The organism is Enterobacter sp. K16B (assembly GCF_020216105.1).
Classification (GTDB): Bacteria; Pseudomonadota; Gammaproteobacteria; order Enterobacterales; family Enterobacteriaceae; genus Enterobacter; species Enterobacter sichuanensis.
Map to the genome: position 1 here is coordinate 1 of NZ_JAIWJZ010000099.1, position 21,907 is coordinate 21,907.

Annotated in this window: 20 protein-coding genes; 9 read left to right on the plus strand and 11 right to left on the minus strand. The window is 46.0% G+C overall.

Annotated features, from left to right (window positions below; genetic code table 11):
• From LDK53_RS17605 to LDK53_RS17620, 4 genes are all read left to right on the plus strand, one after another.
• A partial coding sequence (locus LDK53_RS17605; protein ID WP_225287695.1) for a DNA-binding protein occupies positions 1-389 on the plus strand: 389 nt, incomplete at its 5' end.
• Positions 390-887: 498 nt separating this feature from the next.
• Entirely contained in the window at positions 888-2,633 is a 1,746-nt protein-coding gene (locus tag LDK53_RS17610; protein WP_225287696.1) for a hypothetical protein, read from the plus strand.
• Between the two features lie 103 nt (positions 2,634-2,736).
• Positions 2,737-3,378: a hypothetical protein gene (locus LDK53_RS17615; protein WP_225287697.1), complete on the plus strand. Its 642-nt coding sequence runs from the start codon at positions 2,737-2,739 to the stop codon at positions 3,376-3,378.
• Between the two features lie 751 nt (positions 3,379-4,129).
• The gene (locus LDK53_RS17620) at positions 4,130-4,756 is read left to right on the plus strand and encodes a hypothetical protein (protein ID WP_225287698.1); all 627 of its coding nucleotides are present in this window, start codon (positions 4,130-4,132) and stop codon (positions 4,754-4,756) included.
• Between the two features lie 15 nt (positions 4,757-4,771).
• Here LDK53_RS17620 and LDK53_RS17625 read toward each other — a convergent pair whose 3' ends face one another.
• Positions 4,772-4,915, minus strand: a complete 144-nt coding sequence (locus LDK53_RS17625; RefSeq protein WP_375166460.1) for a hypothetical protein — start codon at positions 4,913-4,915, stop codon at positions 4,772-4,774.
• Between the two features lie 256 nt (positions 4,916-5,171).
• On the opposite strand from LDK53_RS17625, the gene LDK53_RS17630 reads away from it, so the two are divergent.
• The 3 genes from LDK53_RS17630 (at position 5,172) to LDK53_RS17640 (ending at position 8,280) form a co-directional block, all read left to right on the plus strand.
• Positions 5,172-5,924, plus strand: a complete 753-nt coding sequence (locus LDK53_RS17630; protein WP_225287700.1) for an OB-fold putative lipoprotein — start codon at positions 5,172-5,174, stop codon at positions 5,922-5,924.
• Between the two features lie 1,649 nt (positions 5,925-7,573).
• Positions 7,574-7,948: a hypothetical protein gene (locus LDK53_RS17635; protein ID WP_225287701.1), complete on the plus strand. Its 375-nt coding sequence runs from the start codon at positions 7,574-7,576 to the stop codon at positions 7,946-7,948.
• 38 nt (positions 7,949-7,986) lie between these two features.
• Positions 7,987-8,280: a contact-dependent growth inhibition system immunity protein gene (locus LDK53_RS17640; RefSeq protein WP_225287702.1), complete on the plus strand. Its 294-nt coding sequence runs from the start codon at positions 7,987-7,989 to the stop codon at positions 8,278-8,280.
• 64 nt (positions 8,281-8,344) lie between these two features.
• Here the strand turns inward: LDK53_RS17640 and catA are convergent, their stop codons facing one another.
• From catA to LDK53_RS17685, 9 genes are all read right to left on the minus strand, one after another.
• Positions 8,345-9,022, minus strand: a complete 678-nt coding sequence (catA, locus tag LDK53_RS17645; RefSeq protein WP_225287703.1) for a type A chloramphenicol O-acetyltransferase — start codon at positions 9,020-9,022, stop codon at positions 8,345-8,347.
• Between the two features lie 62 nt (positions 9,023-9,084).
• The gene (locus LDK53_RS17650; RefSeq protein ID WP_045286924.1) at positions 9,085-11,016 is read right to left on the minus strand and encodes a GGDEF domain-containing phosphodiesterase; all 1,932 of its coding nucleotides are present in this window, start codon (positions 11,014-11,016) and stop codon (positions 9,085-9,087) included.
• 17 nt (positions 11,017-11,033) lie between these two features.
• Complete coding sequence (locus LDK53_RS17655; protein ID WP_225287704.1) at positions 11,034-11,528, minus strand: molybdopterin-dependent oxidoreductase; 495 nt, start codon at positions 11,526-11,528, stop codon at positions 11,034-11,036.
• A 401-nt stretch (positions 11,529-11,929) separates the two neighbouring features.
• Complete coding sequence (locus LDK53_RS17660) at positions 11,930-12,517, minus strand: cytochrome b (RefSeq protein ID WP_045286923.1); 588 nt, start codon at positions 12,515-12,517, stop codon at positions 11,930-11,932.
• Positions 12,514-13,587, minus strand: a complete 1,074-nt coding sequence (locus LDK53_RS17665; RefSeq protein ID WP_225287705.1) for a catalase family peroxidase — start codon at positions 13,585-13,587, stop codon at positions 12,514-12,516. Before LDK53_RS17665 ends, LDK53_RS17660 begins: the two co-directional genes overlap by 4 nt.
• A gap of 160 nt (positions 13,588-13,747) precedes the next feature.
• Positions 13,748-14,359, minus strand: coding sequence for a flavin reductase family protein (locus LDK53_RS17670; protein ID WP_225287706.1), 612 nt, complete (start codon positions 14,357-14,359; stop codon positions 13,748-13,750).
• Between the two features lie 674 nt (positions 14,360-15,033).
• Entirely contained in the window at positions 15,034-16,578 is a 1,545-nt protein-coding gene (locus LDK53_RS17675) for a DHA2 family efflux MFS transporter permease subunit (RefSeq protein WP_045286824.1), read from the minus strand.
• Between the two features lie 13 nt (positions 16,579-16,591).
• A complete protein-coding gene (locus LDK53_RS17680; protein ID WP_225287707.1) occupies positions 16,592-17,734 on the minus strand; it encodes an HlyD family efflux transporter periplasmic adaptor subunit in 1,143 nt (380 codons plus the stop codon).
• A 52-nt stretch (positions 17,735-17,786) separates the two neighbouring features.
• Complete coding sequence (locus LDK53_RS17685; RefSeq protein WP_225287708.1) at positions 17,787-19,271, minus strand: efflux transporter outer membrane subunit; 1,485 nt, start codon at positions 19,269-19,271, stop codon at positions 17,787-17,789.
• Positions 19,272-19,459: 188 nt separating this feature from the next.
• Between LDK53_RS17685 and LDK53_RS17690 the strand changes: the two genes are divergently transcribed.
• On the plus strand, positions 19,460-20,104 hold the full coding sequence (locus LDK53_RS17690; RefSeq protein WP_045286822.1) for a TetR/AcrR family transcriptional regulator: 645 nt from the start codon (positions 19,460-19,462) through the stop codon (positions 20,102-20,104).
• A gap of 123 nt (positions 20,105-20,227) precedes the next feature.
• Positions 20,228-20,632, plus strand: coding sequence for a helix-turn-helix domain-containing protein (locus tag LDK53_RS17695; protein WP_059385561.1), 405 nt, complete (start codon positions 20,228-20,230; stop codon positions 20,630-20,632).
• Here LDK53_RS17695 and LDK53_RS17700 read toward each other — a convergent pair.
• Positions 20,629-21,834 carry a major royal jelly family protein gene (locus LDK53_RS17700; protein WP_225287709.1) on the minus strand — a complete coding sequence of 402 codons (1,206 nt, stop codon included), beginning with the start codon at positions 21,832-21,834 and terminating at the stop codon, positions 20,629-20,631. The genes LDK53_RS17695 and LDK53_RS17700 overlap by 4 nt on opposite strands.
• Between the last annotated feature and the right edge of the window lie 73 nt (positions 21,835-21,907).

Consider the following 21,907-nt stretch of genomic DNA (forward strand, 5'->3'; position numbering starts at 1 on the left):
CTGGTGCTGGTGCTGGTGCTGGTGCTGGTGCTGGTGCTGGTGCTGGTGATCATCACAATGCAATGACGTGGGCGCAGGCCGCCGCGTGGGTATGCGGGCATGACGGCGGGAAAGCGCTGCCGGCTGATATTAATGCTGGCCAGCGAATAGAGGCAGCAGCCGCTGAGCTGGGTTTTGATGTTCAGCACGAGCCCGATGAACAATTGCTGATTTTCTTCCGGCCGGATGAAGAAACCCACAGCTTCTATGGCAAAGACCGTGCAGCAGGCGCTTTACGGTTTCTTCGTTCTGAGCTGGCTTACGTTGCCACAATGCACCCCGATACGCTGGATGACTGGAACAAAACTGGTTTAATGTCACTCTGCCTGCTGGATGGCGAAAAACTGTAAACCCCCAGCCCCTCAAACTTGACACTTTTTCGCGAGAAACTGGGAAAAGTGTCAACCCAACCTAACGGATCCTGACGCCCACGAACAGCAGCTACAGCAGAAGTGTAAAGGGCTGGCGTTGAGATTTGTTGAGCCTTGGCTGTTAGCTTTTGTTAATGCTGATGCGAAGCAGGGCATGTGTGAGCCTGTTATGGTTTGTTATGCCTCACCAGAAAAGTGTCAACGGTTACCGCTTTAGAAAACTTCAGGTACAGCTCCTTAGTTGCACCTGTCAAAACTTGTCACTCACCGGCACCGCCAGCGGGGATTTTTGGCTGTAGGCGCTCTAAGTTACAGTTGCTTCAAACAGTCTTGTCTAATTATTTATGCTATATCTATCAAGTGGATAGTACTTTCTGGTATGGGCGAAGTAATGTGAATATGAAGAAATTTGTGAGTTGCGTATGATAAAACTGACTAGTATGAGGTTTAAAATTGTTGTTAGTTTGGGGGGGCACTATGAAATTAGATTGGATTCTTCAGAAAAAAGAGACACAGCGTCTATATTCAAATGCGACTTGGGTGCCATTACGTGCAACTAAAACCAATGAGCAAGGTTGTGTATTTAAAATAGGCTATGAAAGTGATTTTTTTGGATGCGGATCTATTGCCGTTCCAGTTGATTTAAAAGATCGTGCTGAAGAACTGAGCTGGAACGATTTAGGCATTGTAGAAACCAAACCATATGCCTATAGCGATGGACGATATTCCCCTGTTGAGCAGTATGAGTATAATGATAATGAACCATTAGGTATTCACTTGGTTTTTGATTATCCACAGCCAGTTATTGATAAGAATATTTGGATGTTAAATCCTGATATGATAATTGCTCTACGTCTTGTAAAAGAGGGTAATGTTTGGGTAAGACCAGAAGAAAATTTTGTTGAGGTGGTTCGGGAGTATTTTGATGATAAGGGTGAACCAAATTTAATTGAAATTAAACGTGAATTCCTAAATGATTATCTATCCGCAAGAAATTTGTCCCTTCGATTATCATATTATAAACAACGTATTATAAATATTGCTTCCCTTGAGAATAGTGAATTCAGTGAGTTACCAGACCATTTAAAAGAACAGAGGGATGGCGGTAGTTTTCAACTGAGAGTTTGTTCTAATGACGAAGTCTACGGTGGCAGTTGGGCTATGCTTCGAGCATGGAGGACAGATATTGATGAGGAAGATGACGCTCCTGTTATGGGGCCGGAAAATGAAAGTAATACTGCCTATGAAAAAAAGGAGGGCAATCGTCGGGGATATGAAGGTATTCGCATTGAAGGGGAGTTCTGGCGGGAGGAGTGGATTGAACATCCAGGCTTTAGTAAACGAGTACGTGGAGATGAAGATCCTAACCTGCCAAATTTTATTGTTGAAACTGATGGAACTCGGCTCGCTTCATCTAATTTGAATAGTGAAGATGTTGGCCGCTGGTTATGGTTTCGTTCAAGCATCGTAAACGAACTTTTAAGCTTTCGCGGATTTTCCATTAAATGGTTTTCAGCTGAAACAGGTGCTTTAATTTCTGCTTCGCGTAATCATGTCCATTTTGGATTAAATGCAGCAGATTTAATTACCGTTTACGCTTGTGATATTGCTCGTCTGGATAGCTGGGAGCAGCATGTCTGGGCTGCACACAACGTCGTTCCTGATGGTAAGGTTTCATCTGAACTTTTGTCTGCGCAGGTTAGAGCAATGCCTGCTAAAACTTATGCCGTTGAATTTTTATTTTTTGAAGTTATGAAAATGCTTGAAGATGTTTTTAAGGAAAAGTACGGCGTTTCACTATTTTCACATGATATTGACGTTAATGAGGCTAGTAATACTATCTCAAGATTTGCTAGCAGAGATCAAGCATCCTTACTTCGGTTGGCTAAAGATATTGTAAGGCTATTTTCAGAACGATTAAATATACGGGAACTTCGAAAGATATCTACTCATGCGGATAAAGAGAAATTAGGTTCTAATAAGTTGCTGCAAAATATTTTAGCTCAGAAAATTGGAGAAGAAAAAGCGCGAAAGTTTTTTGGGCCGATAGTTGGTGCGTATGATATGAGACTCGGTGATGCACACCCTACAAGTTCGAAAATTGGGGAGGCTTTGACACTTGCAGGAATTGATGAAGGGATTTCATTCTTACGTAAGGGTGAGCAATTAATATCTAACGTGGGTCAGTCTATCTGGTTTATTGGGAAGTATATAAATGAATAAAATAACAACACAGAATGATGTGGCGGTAACTATTGACCTATGTAAACCTTTTGAGCTCCCACTTGAATACATAGAGCGACTAAATAGCATCAAGGAGCTTTGTGTGTCTACTGAATTTTCAGATGAGTTAGTGGAGAACAAAAATGTCCGAGGGTTAGTGAGAGATATTAATGAATACTGTATGCAAAACAAGATAGTCGGTATTCACTATACTAGAGCTGAACCTGGAAGCATTTTAGATAAAGGGTTAACAATAAGGAGTGGTAAAGAAATAAGAGATGATTTCTTAAAAGAACATGGATACCTTTTTACAGATGCGGAATTAACGTACATGAAAAGTGTTTGGTGTAAATATTATAGCCATCAGCAAAGTTCAGTTAGAGACGGGAGGGTGTTTTTCAATTTCACTGAAACAGCATTGAGTAATAGAGGTGCAGATTTTTTACTAGAAATGTATGGCGGAGAACAAGTTAATATGTGTTTCGAACCTGATGAATCTATTGGCTCAAAATTAAACTTAATTGGCAAGTCAATGATTGTAAGGTGTTCTTTAGATCCTCATAAAGTTAAAACATTTATTGAATATCCTTGGGGTAAAATACTTATGTCCTCATATCATTCACTATTGAACCCTGACGTTTATCGAATCGACCAAGATGGTTATCAGTTCGTACCAGTTCAACCTGAAGATATCCTTGATATCAAGGTATTAATCCGTGAAGATGGCACTTGGAAAAGTTTGTAACAAATGCCTTGAGCCTTCTTAACTCTTGGTGTCTTCTGTAACTTAGAGTTTCAACCTAATAGGTACCTCGTGAGCGTGTGAATATCACGCTAAAGCTTTTTTGTGATCTGGTGGTGAAGCAGAAAATCTATGGGGGTACTTTTGGGGGTATCCACAAAAACAAAACATGGTAAATTACATATAATTCAACAACCTATTTGGTTGTGTGTTGTTCCTATTATCGGCACTCACACAACAAAACCCATTAAAAACAATAACTTAAATAGTATTTCTCTCTCAAGTTACGATATTCTTTTAAGGGATTCTATGACCAACAGTTGCCGCTATGGTTAACAGTGGCTACTCAGGGATGTTAGCACGTAGCGGCCTGTAGTTGTAAAGCTCGAACAGGTACAAAGCGTGAACAGTCCACACGAACCGCTATCAACTCGAAGCTGATGACGCTGCCAACGTCTCTAAACCATCCCGAAACAGATTGATCATACGCATTTAAGCCCGATGTGCGGCCTTGTGGCTGCGCAAACAGGTGAATAGTGGTAATGCCCCGGTAGCTACAGATCCGGCTCTGCTAGCGCTTCGCTCACGCTCCTAACGGTACACGAGCACCCTGATAAGGTGTGGTCCTTCTGACAATCTGATGATGTCGCTATGCTCCGTTTATCTCCTTACCACTAACGGGGCTTTATGGATTCTATTGTATAAAATCATATGGTTGCATAAAATCTTTAAAAATTTCTCATACAGAGTGTCTATGAAAAAGCTTGAATGGGGTAAATACGCGCTGATCTACATTGCGGGGTTTCTGACCAGTTTCAGCGGCGCTTTAGATAGCCTAGTGAAAATTCCTTCGTCATATAAGGAATTGAAGAAGACATATATTTACGATAGCGAATTTTTAACAGGTCAATGGTCAACAAATGCTGAATACTTAGCGGACAGTGGGGAATTAGGATTAGATCCTTCACAACCAAAAATGACTTTGAGTATGGAGGCATCTGAGGACGGAAGCGCGAGCGGTGAATTGATGAGTGAAAAAATCTGTGACGCTCTACCGCTTACATGGGATATCAGGCTTGAAGCCGACGCACCAACATTCCGTGATTTCTTCTTTAACCGGAAGTTTTATTTGAAGCAGTTGCATGAAGGCAGAATGCAAACTGTTGCAGCATTGGAATTAATTAACGAGGATAGAAAGCGTGGTGCAATGACGTTTAAAGTTATTGGTGATGGTACAGGTGCATTACCTAAGCAAATAACATTGGCTAAAAATCTCCCTCAGTTTAAATCTGATTTCAAAGAGTTGTCCGATTATTGTGCAGAATCACCGATGAAATTTTGGAAGGATTATTATCATAAGCAAGGCAAAAAATTTCCATAATTAGGGGATTACCCCTTACTTTTCGTTGTCTTCAGTCTGGAATGTTTTCGAGTACGGGCAGGATTGTGAGCGAGTCACCAGCGTAAACAGATAAATGCTGTTTTCGTAAGTACAAAGCCGCTTTCCGCCCTGCAATTCTTGCTCATCGGGGTTGCTCATGGTTATTTTGCCTGCCATAGCATTAAAAGTCATTAACAAACAGCAAATCAATACATTAGATCTCATATATCCGCCTTGGATGAGCTGCCCTCTTCGTTACCAAATGGCAAGCAGGGTAAACATTCTTCAATAAGTATAGTAATAAATTTAATCAATTTTAACGATAAATTATATTATATAGATCGATTAAAACGATTAATGCGTATCAAAGCATCTGCCGATGGTTTACATAATCTTTTCAGCTATGGAGGCTGTTTTGAAAAAGATTCTGGCGTTACCTCTTGTGTTCTTTTCTTTCTCATCTTTCGCTGATGGTGTTCCCCCAGCGGACGTGCAGCCTTATCCTGAGTACCTAGCGGCTTATGTCAAAACGCTGATTACTGTCAGTTGTGAGCAGACACTGAAAGGCGGATCTGAGATTGAACTGATAAAACAGGCAACGCAGGGTATGAAGAAAGATACTCCGAGTTACGATAATGTACATGATGCCATCGTTTTGGGAGCCGGTTTTGGCAATGGACTGAAAGAAAAAGGCAAACTTATTACCAAAGAAAAAATTGCGATTAATAGTTGTGGTGGAGCAGCGGCCTACACCATGATGCAAAAAGATTTTATAAAAATGGTCGTTACAAGTATGGTCAACCCGGAACAGTCGCAAGTTGCCGATGGTAAACCAAAGGTGCCAGCTTTGGATGATGGTCTTTATCGTACAACGGCAAAAGCTCTGGCTGAATTTTACAGCGCCAATGAAGTTGCAGCCGATGACAAAATCGGTGGTCGTAACGTAGAAATCACCGGAACTGTTCAGGATATAACTAAAAATTTCACGGATGATGTCGTTCTTAAACTTGAAAGCGGTAATCGCTTCATGCCAGTGAGTTTGAGCATGGAAGGATCAGAAAAGACGCAAGCATCAAAATTGAAGAAGGGGCAGAAGATCGTTGTTACGTGCGGAAAGATGCGACTATTTATTGGTGCGCCATCGGGTAGCGACTGTACATTTAATTAGCAAGTTTAACTGTCTGCCGGGTAAAATTCCCGGCAACTCATCCTATTCCCGTCCCGTAGATGTCAGGGCTCTTTCTTGAGTCAGTTTACATCTTCCTGCTTAAAATATCCTTGGCTCACTGGGCCATGTGCCTGACGTGACATACCACCCATCGAAAATTTCTTATCTTCTTGCTGAAATATCGCAGGGCCGTCACTCCCAGCAACGTTCTTCACCACGTCACACTATTAGCATCACCACAGGGAAAAAATGCTACAACAAGGCATTTTACTGTTCGTTTTTTGTTCTATTCAACATAATGGTTCTTATAAGTACTTGACTTTTTTGGGCAGGTATTGCTTTTCGGAACGTTGACGCAAAGCAGGGCAACCAGTAGTTATTTCATCAACAGAAGGGAGACAGTCGGGAGGATTTTGGGTGAGTTCTCTTGTTCAAGGATTTTGTTTGAGTTTGCAAGTTCATCGCACAATTTCAGATTTCAGACCTTTGAGCCTGCCAGCGTGTCAAACCTGCTGAAAGCACAATTGCGCATTTGCCAGCAGACACAGAACTACTCCAGCAACATTACCAAAGCGGGCTAAAGATCAGCCACTAGCAAGCGCTATTCTCCCGGCCTAGTCGTCATCCTTCTGCACCATTTCCCATAACAATGCAAACAGCCTACCCGATAGCCCCGTATGCTCCACCAGAAGCGCTACAACACGTCATCTCCACACAATCGTATGACATACCGATAGCACAGCGCCCCGCTGTGGGGCTCCCACAGGCCCAGAAATCGATGGTTTTCTGTTGTTTTTGCGAAGAAAATTTATTTTTTCGGTTTGAGAGGGCCAATCGATGATTGTGTTTTACACCTTGAATGACAGATTTAACGCATTTAGCACTGGCTCGGCTGACCTGCTTCCCGTTGATTAATACACACCGAAGTTAATAATGTCTTCATTAGGAACCATACTAATGAGTGATTGATGGCGATAGGTTACTTAATGTGTTGCGGGGCTCATTACGCAGTTACGGACTACATTTTAGAAAAATTAAGGGCGCTCAGGCTACATGAACATAACAGTGAATTACCACCAAACGAATCAGTAGAGCTGTGCAGGAAAGTTCAAATGAAACGACCAATTTTGTTGACTGTTACACAGAATGATTCCATCTATCAGGGCCGAAACCTGATATTTTTGAGCGCAACTAAAAAAACTGAACAGCATACCCATTTATTTAAGGTGTCAAAACATTGATAGAACTCGCGGCTCGAATCAACACTTATGTTCGTCAAACAAACCTTTGGGGGTATTAAAGGGGGCTGTGAAAATATCGGATAGAATAAAATAATTATTAATCAATTTGTTGCACTGCACTGTGTTGTTCTGTTTCTATTATCGCTGTTTATAGACGGTACTTTATATCCTATAACTGGACTCAACCAGGACCAAGTCACTGCTGGGGCATAGCTTCGGACATTCAATGTTAAGTTTTGGGCGATGCCTGCAATGGAGTCTAACGTGCGACTTGTAGAAATTGCTAACCCCAGAGAAAACCTTGAACTCCGCCGATCGTACTGGTTGATCTTCAACCCTGTCTGCTATCTCTGGCAATTCGTCATTGAGTCAAGTGTTTAAAAAATCCCATCTTAAGGTTATCCTTTCATGAACATACCAATCATGAAGACAGGCGAGCATGTGACCACTGAACTGACAGAAAAAGACCTGCTGGATAATGGTTTTACAAGTAAGCAATTATCTCGTCTGAAAGAGGTATTGAGCAGGGATGAAAATGCTGACGAAACGCTTTCAACATTAGTGGATGATCTAAGTAAGCGTTTTTATGGTGGGATGATTTGTCTGATGCTTATCCTGGTACCGCTGATTTTGCTTCCTGTCTTTTATACGCACTCACTGCTGTTATATTACTTACCTGTTGCAGTTTTTGGTGTTATTGCGGTCTGGTATCTGATACCACTTGGCCTTTCATGGAAAGCGCATAAAATGATTAAAGGCCGGTTGGCTTCTCACACGCGCTGACAAATATGTGCAGTTCCGACCTATAGAGTAGAAGGATTATGCAAAGCTTTTATCATCTTGATCAGCTGATTCAGGGTTATTTCAATCAGGATCATGACCTCATCAATGAGGGGGAGGATACCATTGAGGGCACTATTAATCTGTATAAAAAAACAGCCTCTGAATGGATATTAAAAGCGTTAGCCAAAGAAGTTGATACTTTTATTGAGTGTAATAAAGGCAGGCTGGATGATGAGTTCAAAATGCGATATGGATTTGATTTTTCACCTGAGCTGTGGAACTCGACCCCTTTCGATTTTCTGATGACAGTGCGCAGGCTTGCTCTTGCTTAGCATAGATGTCTGGCAGACTTAATGCTCAATCCGACCAAAAGAAACCATCACGACTTCTTACGCATCATGCGTTATGTTCCTCCGACAGCTCCGGCAACCCATCACACATCTCCTGCAACTCATTAAACATCCTTGCCACATGGAAGCCATCGCACACAGAGTGATGTACCTGTACCGCCATAGGCAACAACACTTTCCCATCCTGTTCGTAGTATTTTCCAAACGTGAACATAGGAGAAAAGAAGTTCTTCATATGCGCAATGTTCATATTAAAGTTGGTAAAGGTTACCCACGGAATAGACGATACGAAAAAGACATTTTCCCGGGACTCTTCCTTAGGCCAGTATGAAAGGTTATTGCCATAGCACGCCGTATCTTCTGCATATGTGTTCTGGAAGTGTTGCATATTGCCATCGTAGTGGCTCCACAATGACGAAAAGGTCTCCGTTTCGGGATGGAAAATGGTATAGCTGGGATGAATTTCATTCCATACGACAAGCTCATTGTCCTTCATGGCCATACGGAACTCAGGATGCCGGTTCATGATTTTAGAGAGGAGGAAAATAATAGTGGGGTAAAACTTCCAGCCAACCGTTTTAATATGTTTTCGCAGTACGGTAATGTCGATCAGAACCGTTTGGTTGATGGTACATTCAGCAAACGACTGAAAAACTTCAAAATGCTCCTTCCTTGCCCAACGAGATAAATCTACAGGTGTATATTCCGGGACGGTCTTTTTCATTTTTTAACCTTTGATTCGCTGTCATCTAAATGGTGTTGGGCCAGAAGCAACCGCGAACCATTTCAACCGCATCTAATCTTGCTGTCAATCTCCGGCTGTGGTTTTCCAAACAGGTATCCCTGCACCAGATCGCAGCCGAGTGCCTGCAGACGTTCAAGCTGCGCTTCGGTTTCTACACCTTCTGCAATCACGCTCATATTCAGGCTCTTCGCCATACCGGTAATCAGTTTAACGATATTAAGCGCATCATCTTGCGTGGATATCGGATTCACAAAGGATTTGTCTATTTTGATTTTATCAAAATTAAGCTCACTCAATCTGGAGAGCGACGAATATCCCGTTCCGAAATCATCGATGGAAATTTTCACACCCAACGAACGCAGCTTTTTCAGAATCGTAATCGGCATCGTGCTGTCACTGAAGAGCGAAGACTCTGTCACCTCCAGCTCAAGCCGGTTAGCCGGTAACCCTGTCTCTTTCAGGATGGTTTGCACCATCGTCGTAAACGATTTATTACCCAACTGGATAGGTGAGACGTTCACCGAGATCCTTGCCGGAACCGCCCAGGAGACCGCTTCCCGGCAGGCAAGCTCAAGCACAATTTTGCCGATCGCGTTGATCATCCCGGTTTTTTCAGCGACAGAGATAAAGTAATCAGGCGACAGCATTCCTTTTACCGGGTGCATCCAGCGAATAAGCGCCTCGTAGCCGTAAATGTCATTGCTGAATGAATCGACAATCGGTTGGTAATAAACCACAAATTCATTGTGATCGAGCGCCAGTGCCATGTCATGTTCAAGGGTTCTGCTCTCCTGCAATTTTTGCATCATCCACTGACGGAACACTTTTATCTGCTGGGAACCGGCTTTTTTCGCTTCGTAGAGGGCCAGGTCGGCAAATTTATACAGAAAGTCAGAGCGTCGTTCATTATCCGATAAAACGATACCCACGCAGGTCGCAATTTTTATCAGCTGGTTATTAATCGTATAGGGCTGGCTGATCTGATCGCTGATTTCTTTGGCGCGCGAAATTGCCGCGTTTTCGGTCAAGCCACTGGACAGAAGGGCAAATTCGTCGCCGCCCAACCGGTAAAACGTATCAGAAGCGCTGCTCATTGAGGTGAGACGTCGGGATACCTGGTTCAACAGTAAATCGCCGGTATCATGGCCATAGGTGTCGTTGACCTCTTTGAACCGGTCTAAATCAAATAACATCACCGTGACAGGCGTATGGTTTTTATCCGCCTGAAGATTAATTTTGTTGAGATCGTCCCAGAAGAACAGACGGTTTTTCATGCCAGTGAGGGAATCATGATAAACATCATATTCCAGCTTCGCATTCTGAATTTGCAGTGTTTCTTTTGATATCTGGAGTTCGTCAGCCAGGCTTTTAACCTGCATGTGCGCTTTGAGAATATTTTTATTCTGGTAGATCATTAAAAAGCCAAGAATAAAGCTTAGGATCACCAGCAGCAATGAAAGCGCGGAATAAATATAGTAAAGGATCTGTATTTTTGTGTTGGATTCATTAACCGTGTTAATATCTTTTGTTAATGCCGTGGCAGAAAGCTGGCTGAGCGGTGCATCGAGCTCATGCATATTTTTCAGGTAGGCCTGTAACTCGGCATGGCTCATGTTTTCAAGATGGCTATCCAGATAATTCAGTATGTTTTCTAAGCGTAAAGCGAGCTCCTGATGCGTTTTATCGCTGTCAATGTAGCGACCTAAATCACCCCCCTTCATTAAATCGCCCTGACTGAGCATAATTTCAAGACGCATGCGAACCTGGTCTATCGTAACGTCATCGGTATCGGTTGCGTACAGACCAAGCCATGATTCAAAGCGGTAATACTCGGATACCAGTTGAGCCACGGACCAGGACTCGGTGTATTGAGTCAGTTTTTGCAATTCCTGCTGGCGATCGTAAACAAGGAATGCAATATATCCTGTCGTGATAAAAAGAGAAAAAATGATACCAACCAGTATCCTGTTCATTATGTTCTCCTGAACTGCTATTCAATCTTCATTTTGCTAACCTGCCATGCTGAACGCGAGTAATAAATCTGATTATTCAACTCAGGAAGACTGTCATAGGGGTATACAATGAATGATGGACCTTTATCGCGGATGCGCATATATTCGCCATTCACCTTCAAAGCAAGTATGGCATTGTATTTTTTAAAGTCGCTGAGAGGGATGACGGTTGAGTAATCATTGAGCGCAATAACATTAATGTTAGTACCCTTTGCACCCACATAATCCATGAGTTTACGCATCGGAACCCCCTCAAACTTAGTTCGACCATTATACCAGGGGGAGGTCGTCTCAAAGCTTACCATGCCCAGTTTTTCAAGGCTGGCGAGATCAAACACTGCTTTTCCATTTTCATTGGTATTTTCTATATTACCGTAAATCGTTAAAATGGGTTTACCAACAGGTTTTGGCAGTTCGCCAGCCCAGGTTACACTCTGTACCAGACAGCATAACAGCAGTATGGTTAATCGCATTTCGGCCTCCACCTTTTTAACAGAAGTATAAGAATTATAATTTAGATATCACACGAGTTGATATATTTTGTTGGTGAGCAAGGGTTTTTATCGTTTTTATTGATGTAAACTCATCTTTATCAACGAGTTAGGTGTTTCTGTTGGCAGGGTGTTTGTTATGCGAGCGCCGCTTAACGTTTTGATAAAAGCATAAATTGCGGGCGGAAATGCTCTTATGTTTAAAAAATGATCACTTTATTTGATTGATATTATCTTCCACCACAAGAGCGGTGGGGTATCCGTGGCTTTTTTGGGGCGCGAATTTGAAGACAAAATACGCGCCCCGGTTGAATCTGCCGTTTCAGGATGACGATTAGGGAGGACACGAGCATTCCGGGTGTGCTTGTCCAGAACCGCTTTCCTTACTTCAGCTCCTCCCGGACGGCTGATGCCGACTTGTTTCCTTTCGCCATGCTGGCAAAAACGGTGTCCCGGTAGATCCACGCATGCACTAGTGCGGCAGAGAGATGGACCAGCACCACCGCAAAAAGTAATTTTGCCAGAAGACTATGGGCGTCGTGGCACCACGCATACAGTGCCGGACTGGCTGGTACAATCGGAGGCAGGTTGAAACCGTCAAACATCACGATCGGCACGCCCGCCGCCGAAAGCTGTGCCCAGCCCAGCAGCGGCATTGCCAGCATCAACGCGTACAGCACCCAGTGAGATGCCTTCGCTGCAAGCACCTGCCAGACGGGCAAATCCGCAGGCAGAGGAGGCGTGCGGCTCAGGAGTCGGTTGACCAGACGAACCAGCGCAAGCAGTAAAATGGCGATACCCAGTGGCCGGTGCAGGTCGATCAACCAAATCCGATGATGTAACGACGTCATCATGGCGGCACCAATGAAAAGCATCGCCAGGATCATAACCGCCATCAGCCAGTGCAGGCTTCGCGCCAGGGTATTGAAATGCTGTGGGGCGTGCTCGCGCAGACGTTTATTCGTGCTCATTTTACCTCCTGCTTTTGCACGGCTTCGGTGGCTTTGCCGTAGCCGATTTCCCGCTCACGGCGACTGAACGAGTGCGAGTAAGCGGCCGATCGCGCGTTTAAGACGGGATCATCCGTCACCGCAACGCCCGCCGGAACGATAGAGGGATCAAAGTTAACGTCGCGGCACGCACCCACGGATTGCGCCTCGACACGCGTCACTTCCAGCGTACCGGCCACCATCTGCTTGCGATTATCCGGCCAGGGCCGGGAAGGGTCATCCACCGGATCGCCCGGCTGCGCGAGCTGCAAAACGTAATCCCAGTAGAGTGGTTTCTGTGCCAGGCGCTGGCGCAGGTTTTCGAACAGGAAATTATCATCCGCTTTCTTTCGCTGTTCATCGCTCAGGGAGAAGAACGGATCGTGCGGACGCATCATCCAGCGCACAGGTTGTCGCTCCCCTTGCGCGTTCACAAGGTAGAAAGCGTTGATGCTGTAAAACGTCGCCCCGGCGAAGCTGCCGGGGGCGGGTTTCTGCGCCGCCCATTTAAGGTATTTCTCAGCCTCCGGGTAGGCTTTCAAAAAGTCCGCGAGACGCTGCGGGTCCGGCTTGCCGGTGGCCGCATCAACTGCCGTGGCCTGGCGCAAGGCCAGAAATCCTTCCGGGTTGCGGGTGGCGAAGTAAGGTTCGTTATTCATCGCCATCCGCCATTGTTGCTTGTCATCCGTTTTCAGCAACAGCGCCATGCTCAGGGTTTTGGTTGTGCTATCCGGGGCATGGGGATCGCCAGTACCAATAGAGAATCGGCCCACTACGGGGATTTCCGGCTGAGAAAAGAGCCGGGAGGTGGACAGAGAAACCGCTGAGCCGTTTGGCACAAAGGTGCCGGCAAAGCAGATGCCTTTGCCATGCGCACGACGAAAGCCCGGCGGAAAGGGTTTCGGTGTTTCACCCACCAGTGCCTGGCTGACCGTGCGTGACCCAAGCCAGCCCGCTGTCCATGCAAAAGCCGATGCCAGCGTACCGGCGACAACGGCGATCGATGCCAGAGCGCCCCAGGTTTTTTTGGACCTCAAATCCAGTTTCGACATAGACGTTTTCCATAAAAATTATCATCACCTACCATGCACAATATGTTGTGCGTGGCAGGCGATATTACAGTGGCGAATATGACTCGATTATATGAGGCCAGGGGCATAAAGACAGAATATCACGAAAAGTTTAAAACTTTCCGGTGCCAGAATGGTGGGGTTACTCATCACATCGGAAGTTATGACCAAGCCGGGCGCCCAGAGAGAAATAGTGACGAAACAGGTAATATAAGGGCTGCCATTTCTCCACATTAAATTTTAACCCTTTCCCGGTGTGAATTAATAACGTCTCGGAAATGTGAACGCAGGTTATCGTGGCATCAACGGATACCAGGCTTTCCCGGGAACCAGCAAGCGGCGATATCCCGCAAACCGTAGCTTCTATTTGTATCGGACACTCCTTAATTCTCAATGTGTTAACCGTCTCCGCCTTTACTTTGTTAAAATTCCCGCAGCTAAACTTATCCTGTTCAAAAACATACCCCATCTTTTTCTTCCATTCTGTTAGTGAGGCTTTTCCTGTTTTATTGGCGAGTGCTTCAATATTCGGCCATAAGCGGCTGTCCGGAATATTGAGAACAATACCCGTATTATCCTTTATATTTTCATAACACTTTCCGTCGGTACCAAGGCCGAATACGATATTCTGATCAAGGATCCACCACGACGAGATCGGGCTCAGGTTGGTTGAACCGTCAGGATTTTGGCTGGAGATAATGGCGACAGGGGTACCAAAATATAAAGAGGCAAAATCGATTTGCTGGGTTTTCATTTTCTCATCCTCTGATTAACAAAGGCCCAGTCTATGTGGTGCAGACGTAGTTTACTTCGGTGAAGTGTGAAGTAAATGGCGTCTTCAGTCACGTCTCACGTGAACGCATCCAGACTGCGTTTTCTTATGCGATGGCAGAAAATGTAAATAACAAAGCGGAGAGGGTGTGAGATATTATCGATGAGATCGTCAGTTTACGGTTTCAATCTGTGTCTGAATAATTGCCTGATTTGGGATGCTTCTTCCACTGGGAAGCATCCATTTTTTTCTCTCCCTCGGTCTGATATTTTTCCTGACATATCAAAATTATGTTCACTCACCTGATGCGTTTAAAGCAGGAACCCCGTCAACCATGTTCTGTCAGGATGATTTTCAGGTAATTGTTCAAGGATATGAATTAGCGTATTTTGGTTTGCCTGGTCGCTGTTAATAAATCTAAAAAAATTGCTGTCACACCTGCTTCTGAGATGTTGTATTTTATGAAATTCTGTTTTTCTCAAGAAAGCACGCTCTAACCAGGTAAACTTGTTTATCTCTCTTTCCAGAAATTTCATCTCAGATATTGAAAGAAATATTTTCTTATACAGAAGATCCCGATTGCAAGGTGTTTGTGATGTGTGGCTCATCAAAGTTTCTCTTTTACTTGATACTCACGTCCTTGTGCTGAGTAGATATTAATGCCCTACAGAAGCGGCATCAACGACGCGAGAAGGTTTCGGTGCTAAAGCAATCGCAAATGCAGCAATAAAAAATATGACACCAATTGACATCATTAGATTATTGGTGGAAAGCATCATGCTCTGGCTGTTAACCATTTTGTCGAAAAGCTCCCGAACAAACTGTCCGCCTTGCTGGGGCGCCGAGTTGATGTACTGTGAAAGATCGCCAGTCGGATCAACAACGGATGCCAGCTTGTCATGCGCAATATAGCGCTGGTCTTGCCATGACGTCGTCACGAGCGATGTGGCAAACGCTCCTGATAACGTTCGAACAAAGTTCATTAACCCCGCCGCTGATGGCATTTCCGTTTCATCTACCGAACCCATTGCAAGGCCCGTAATCGGGACATAGTACAATGGCATACCAACGCCCATGAATAACAGGGGGACACAGATGGACCAGTAGTCCATATCGGTTGTCGCGTAGGATCGCCAGAAGGTGTCGAGACCGAGCCAGGCGCAGCCAAAGAAGATAAGAATGCGCGGATCGATTTTGTTGGAAAGGTTAGCGGCAACCGGAGAAAAAACCACCTGCAGAAGTCCACCCCAGGCCACCACAATCCCAGCCCATGTTGTTGTATATCCTAAGTTATATTGTAACCACAGCGGCGTAAGTACGTTCAGACCAAAAAAACAGCCAAACGCGAGAGCGAGGACAAACATACTGGCAGAAAAACCACGATGGCGAAAAACTCTGATATCGACAATCGGATGTTCAGCCGTGAGCTCCCAGATACAGAAACTCAGAAATCCGATACAGGCGACAATCGCCAGAACCCATATTTCGTCTGAGGCAAACCAGTCAAGATCTTTCCCTTCATCAAGCATAATCTGCAGTGCGCCAACCCAGATAACCAATAAAATAAACCCAACAATATCAATGGAGTTATTAACCAGCGTATCTTCGAATATCTTTAATATTGACCACGCGACTAACGCAAAAGCGATGGCCATTGGAACGTTGATGATAAACACCCACGACCAGCTGTAATGATCGCAAATCCATCCTCCCAGAACCGGGCCGATGACGGGGGCCAGCAATGTTGTCATCGCCCAGAGACCCGTCGCCTGCATAGATTTTTCTTTAGGGAAGATCCGCAGCAGTAATGTTTGTGATAAAGCCATCAGGGGGCCGCCTGCCATTCCCTGAAAAACACGCATTAGCAGTAGCATTCCCAGCGAGGTGGACAGGCCACAAAGCAACGAGAAAATACCAAACATCAACACCGAAACGGAGAAAACGCGCACGCCGCCGAACCGGGTTGTTAACCATCCTGAGAGCGGCACCGTTATGGCTTCAGCAACGGCATAGGCCGTGATGATCCAGGTACCCTGGCTGGTTCCCGCACCTAAGGCGCCAGCCATGTTGGGTTGAGTCACGTTTGCAATGGTCATGTTGAGCACGGCTAAAAAGTTCGCCATAGCCAGGACCAGAGCACCAATCCACAACATTCCGCCTTTTAGCGAAGGAGGCTCTTTATCGATAACGAATGTAGACATGGCCTGGTTTCCGTTATTCACTTTTTAAGTCAACAGTCGCTTTCATGGACAGCCCTACCCGCAACGGATGGGCTGCAAGCTCATCGGCATTGAGTTTGATGCGTACGGGTAAACGCTGAACAACCTTGATCCAGTTACCCGTCGCGTTTTGCGCTGGAATAACTGAAAACGCTGCGCCAGTTCCACCATCAAAGCCTTCTACGGTTCCATGGAAAGGGACCTTATCGCCATACAGATCGCTTACTAGTTCCACTTTCTGACCTTCTTTCACATGCTGGAGCTGAACTTCCTTGAAGTTTGCATTGACGTGAATTTGTTGTACCGGCACCACGGACAGTAACGGTGTGGAAGGTTGTACACGTTGCCCAAGCTCAACCTGGCGACGAGCAACCACGCCATCGACTGGCGAACGGATCACGGTTCTTTCCAGATCCAGTCTGGCTTGATCGCGCTTCGCCCTTGCAAGTGCAACTTCCGGGTTGGTCTCGGTATTCGCATCCTCAATCATTACGGCATTGGCCTGTCTTGCCCCCACTGCCGCTTGTCTCGCTGCGTCAGCTTGCGCCACAGCCGCTTTCGCGGCATTCAGGTTTGCCAGTGCAGAAGCATAAACGTTTTGAATACGCGTAAGTTCGTCACCTGAAATCGCACCTGTCTGCATTAATGCTTCGCGTCGCTTAAGGTCGACAGTTGCGCGCTGTAAGTCAGCGTTTGCGGCATCAACCTGGGCCAACAGGCGTTTTTGTTCTTTTTCATTCGCCAAAACTTCTGCGCCAAGCTTTGTATCATTGGCCTTATATCCATTTACCCGCCGGATAGACAGGTTCAGGTTTGCTTCAGCCTGACTCAGGGCTAACTCTGCATCAGTCGGATCCAGTTGGACCAGAACATCGCCTTTTTTTACCACCTGCGAATCGGTCACCAGGATGGCGCTCACCGTACCGGTAATTGCGGAAGAGAGTTGTGCAGATTCGACATCGGTATAGGCATTATCGGTCTCAACATATCGAGAACCCACTAACTCCCAATAAATAAATGAGCCAGTACCAGCAAGCGCAATACTTAATGCAAGATAAGAGAACAGACGTTTTCTTTTTTTCTTTTTAATATCTGACGTTTCAATGTTTTGACTGTCAATAGCTGCAGAGTGACTCATTTTATTTCCTTTGTTTCCACTATTTGGTAATGAAGTTGATGTTTGAAAATGACTATTTATTCGAGGTATATCCGCCGCCTAATGCGCGCGCTAATGCGACATCGACAGTGAAGGCGCGAGAATTTACATCGGCTAATTTTCTGCGGGCCGCGACCAGCTCATCTTCTGAAGACAAGACATCGAGATAATCAGCGACCTTTCCTTCATATCGTTGTCTGGTGAGTGAATACGCTTTTTCTGCTGACGTGACGGCACTTCGGGAATAAAGTATCTCGTCTTTAAGAGATGCTCTGCTGGTCAGCGCATCGCTCACTTCCCGAAGTGCATTCGTTAAGGTGTCGTTATAAACCTGAACCGCAATGTCATATTCACCGCTGGCATATTTCAAATCACCCTGAAGCTTTTGCGTGTTAAATATAGGCAACGATATGGCCGGACCAAAACTACCTATTGCTGAGCCACTTTGGGTTAAGTTGTTAATGCCTAAAGACTGGAAACCGGCAAAGGCAACCAGATTCACGCTGGGGTAAAAACCGGCTTTTTTCTGTTTGATTTGCTCTGCTGCCGCCTCGGCGCGTAAACGTGCCGCGACAATATCCGGACGGCGACCAATTAGATCCAACGCAATATTCGGAGGAAGTTCCTCATGCGCTAAAAGCGTTGCCTTAGGCGCGGTGATTGCCAGCGATCTGTCAGGCCCATCGCCGATCAGTGCAGCGAGCTCATGTTTTTTGATCGCAATGGCTTCATCTATTGCCACCAGATTTGCTTTTGCGTTGAGTTGACGCGTCTCGACCTGTTGAAGGCTGGATAAATCTTCAAGTCCCGCGTCATGTCGTTGCTGGAACAACGCAAGCGTACTGGTTCGTATAGCGAGAGTATCGTTAAGCGTTTCGCGAACGGTGTATAAATGCGCCAGCTCTGCGTAAACGTTAACAATAGACGAAGAGAGCACCAGTCTTGTTTGTGCAGCTTCTGCAACGGCCGCCATTTCGCCTGACGTTGCAGCCGCGAGCGCGGCGCGGTTTTTACCCCAAAAATCAATTTCCCAGCTCATGTCAAGCGTGGTACGCCCGTAGCTGTTCCAGTTTTGAGGCGTTGCGCTTTCAGGCGTCACATAGTTGTAACTCATTTTGTCCCGCATAAAGCTGGCGTTGGCGGTGACTTCAGGGAAAAGCGATCCGCTCGCACTTTGCGTCATTGCTTGTGCTTGTTTTACGCGCGTTTCGGCGATGTTAAGCGTGGGGGAATTTTTAAGCGCGTCATCAATCAGCCCGTTGAGCTGCTCGTCACCGTATTTCTTCCACCAGTCATCTTTCGGCCACTGGCCGTTCTGACGGGGGAAACTTTGATCGCTTTTAAGTTGTGTGACCGTCTTCATAGGCGGTGGGGTGCCAAGATCGGGGATTATGGCGCATCCGCTCATACTGATGGCGGAAATGACAACACAGCCCATCACTATGCTGGACCGGGTTAAACCGGAAATACGACACCCCGGGAGTGTCTCCTGAAAACCTTTCATCAGTACGCTCGTCATGCTGTTCATTGAGTAGTCCAAATACAGTACCGTACAGTACGGTACACTTTATATCTTGACTTCTGAGCGCCGTCAAATGAAAATGTACTCGTCAGTACGATTACGAACCCTACTATCTGACGTGATTCCGAAATCAGAGAACAAAAAGTGTTGGCCCCGGGCAGACACCTAAACTAACGAGGAAACATATGGATAAAAGAGCGCTTAAACGGCAACAGATTCTGGAGGTTGCATCCGGACTGTTTCGACAAAAAGGATTTGATGCCACGTCTATCTCAGAGATTAACGCGATTGTGGGTGGCTCAAAATCGACAATTTACAGTCACTTTTCTTCGAAAGAAGAGCTATTTGTAGAGTGCATGTCTTCAGAAACTGAACAGTATATAAAGAGCATGACTATTGAAACTGCAGGGCAGGTGCGCCTTTTCAGAAAATCACCACAGCTTGTCATCGAGCAATTTGCTGTTGCCTTTTTACGTTATATTTGCTCTCCGGATATTGTGGATTTGCAAAGATTAATGATTTCCGAGGCCGGAAGATCGGGTATCGGAGAGTTATATTATGCGCGAATGCAAAAACTGCGTTCAAATGTTTCAGCGTTGTTTACCGATTTAATGAATCAAAACATCTTAAGAAAAGATGATCCTGTGCTGGCGGCTGAGTATTTTCGTTCTCTTCTCCAGGCTGACATACTGGAACCCTTGCTTTTAAAAGCAAGAAAAGATCAGCCTGACGAAAGTGAAATCGTCAGGAAAGCGCAGGCCTCCGTTAATGCGTTTATGAAACTGTATGGTCCAGAGAAAAATGAGGGTGTTGCAAGTACATCCTTCTAAAATACAGTAAGCGTTCCTTCACCCTATTCTTAGGGTGATTTTTCTTTCAGGAAATATTTATTTTCAATTGTCATGGGATGACTTTGCCAGCGGCCTTCTTGTAAATAAATTTCGTGGATACTTATGTGTATAAAGTTTACTCTCTTAAAAGATCGTGAAACTGTAATTAAGTCCCTGACTCACTGGATTGACTCGAATTTGTACAGACCCATTACCGTTCTGGATGTGGCACGAAAATCCGGTTATTCATTGGCTTATATTCAACGAAACTTTCGCCAGGAGTGTGGCATAAGTATAGGTCTTTATATCCGAAGCCGGAAACTTGAAAAAGCCGCGCATATGCTCAGACATACGCAGCTTTCTGTTTCAGATATATTTACAATGTTAGGCTATGAAGAGCCGTCAACCTTCAGCAGAGCGTTCTCAAATCAATATGGACTTTCCCCAACCAAATACCGTGAGTTGGCTAAAAAAAGGGATTACCTGAATGGTTTGTCGATGTTGATTACTGAAGTGACGCGCGACTAATCCTTTGAAGCACTGAGACGCAAGCGCCACAAATCATAGCGCTCCTCTCCCGGTTTAACGGCTCCCGCAAAATGGTCATTGAGGCGACTTGAGGTAAAGATCAGCTCCCCGTTCGGACGGATTGCCGGCGTGTCTGGCCAGCGCACCCCTTCATTTGCCGCAACCAGCGACATGGAATGGGTCTCAGGATCGTATCTGACGATACCATTGCGTGTAACATCGGTGATGTAGAGGTTGCCTTTTTCATCCGTCACTATCCCGTCGGTATTGCCTCCCACGCTACCCAAATCGCGGATCTGTTCGGCGATTTGCGCATTGGTTGACGCAGGCTGCCTCAGTATCGCAGTGGGTACCGCATATGCGTGCGTGCCGGTTGTCACCGTCCAGTACAGCGTGCCCGCATCGGGAGAGAGCGCAATGCCATTGATACCAATCAGTAAGGGTTTACCTGGCCAGACTTCCGCTCCATGCGAGACGACGTTAACGCCAGGCTCAATCTGCAGCGCAGGGTGACGATCGAGTACGCGCCGGGCCGTACCGGTAGCGAAATCGACGATAATCAGCCCCACCTGGTTTTCAGGAGCACTCCGCGATCCGCTGTCGGAAATATAAGCGACACGGCGGTTCTCATCGACCACCACATCATTCAGGAAACTGGCTTTGCGGTCCGCCACGTCATCCAGAGCGATACGTTTAATGGTGCGGCCTGAGTTGAGATCCAGCACCACCAGCTTCTGCGACCCCGCAGGCGATTGGGCTTCTCCCGCGACGAACCCCATGTCCAGCGCCCATAGCCAGCCGTTTTTACGGTCAATATAAAAACCGAGCACGTTGCGCAGGCTGTGAGCGGGATCGGTGTTCACCGCATTGCCCTCGCGGGACGGAAACGCCGTCAGGCGGGCAGGGCCGGACTGCGACGTGGTATCCAGAATACTCAACGTGGCGGGGGCTGCGGCGGAAACCAGCCGGGGCGTACTGACAAAGGCCCGGTCGCTGGCATCAAAATGGATACCTGCAATGGGCGCATTCACCGAGCCGGTAAACGTCGTCGGCGTTTGCCCGTCCTGCGGGTTATCCCAGGTCACGCCAGCATAGCTACGCCAGCGCTCAAGGGGGGCGTGGTTCTCTGCGCTGGCGAAGAGCGGGAAAGAGAACAATGCCGCCATCGCGATGGCGGGCAGAATAAGGGCGCGGTTGAACATTGGCAGACTCCAGTGGCACGTTCAGGTGATGAATGCAGGCCACTTTACTCATCGCCCAACGGGAGATAAATTA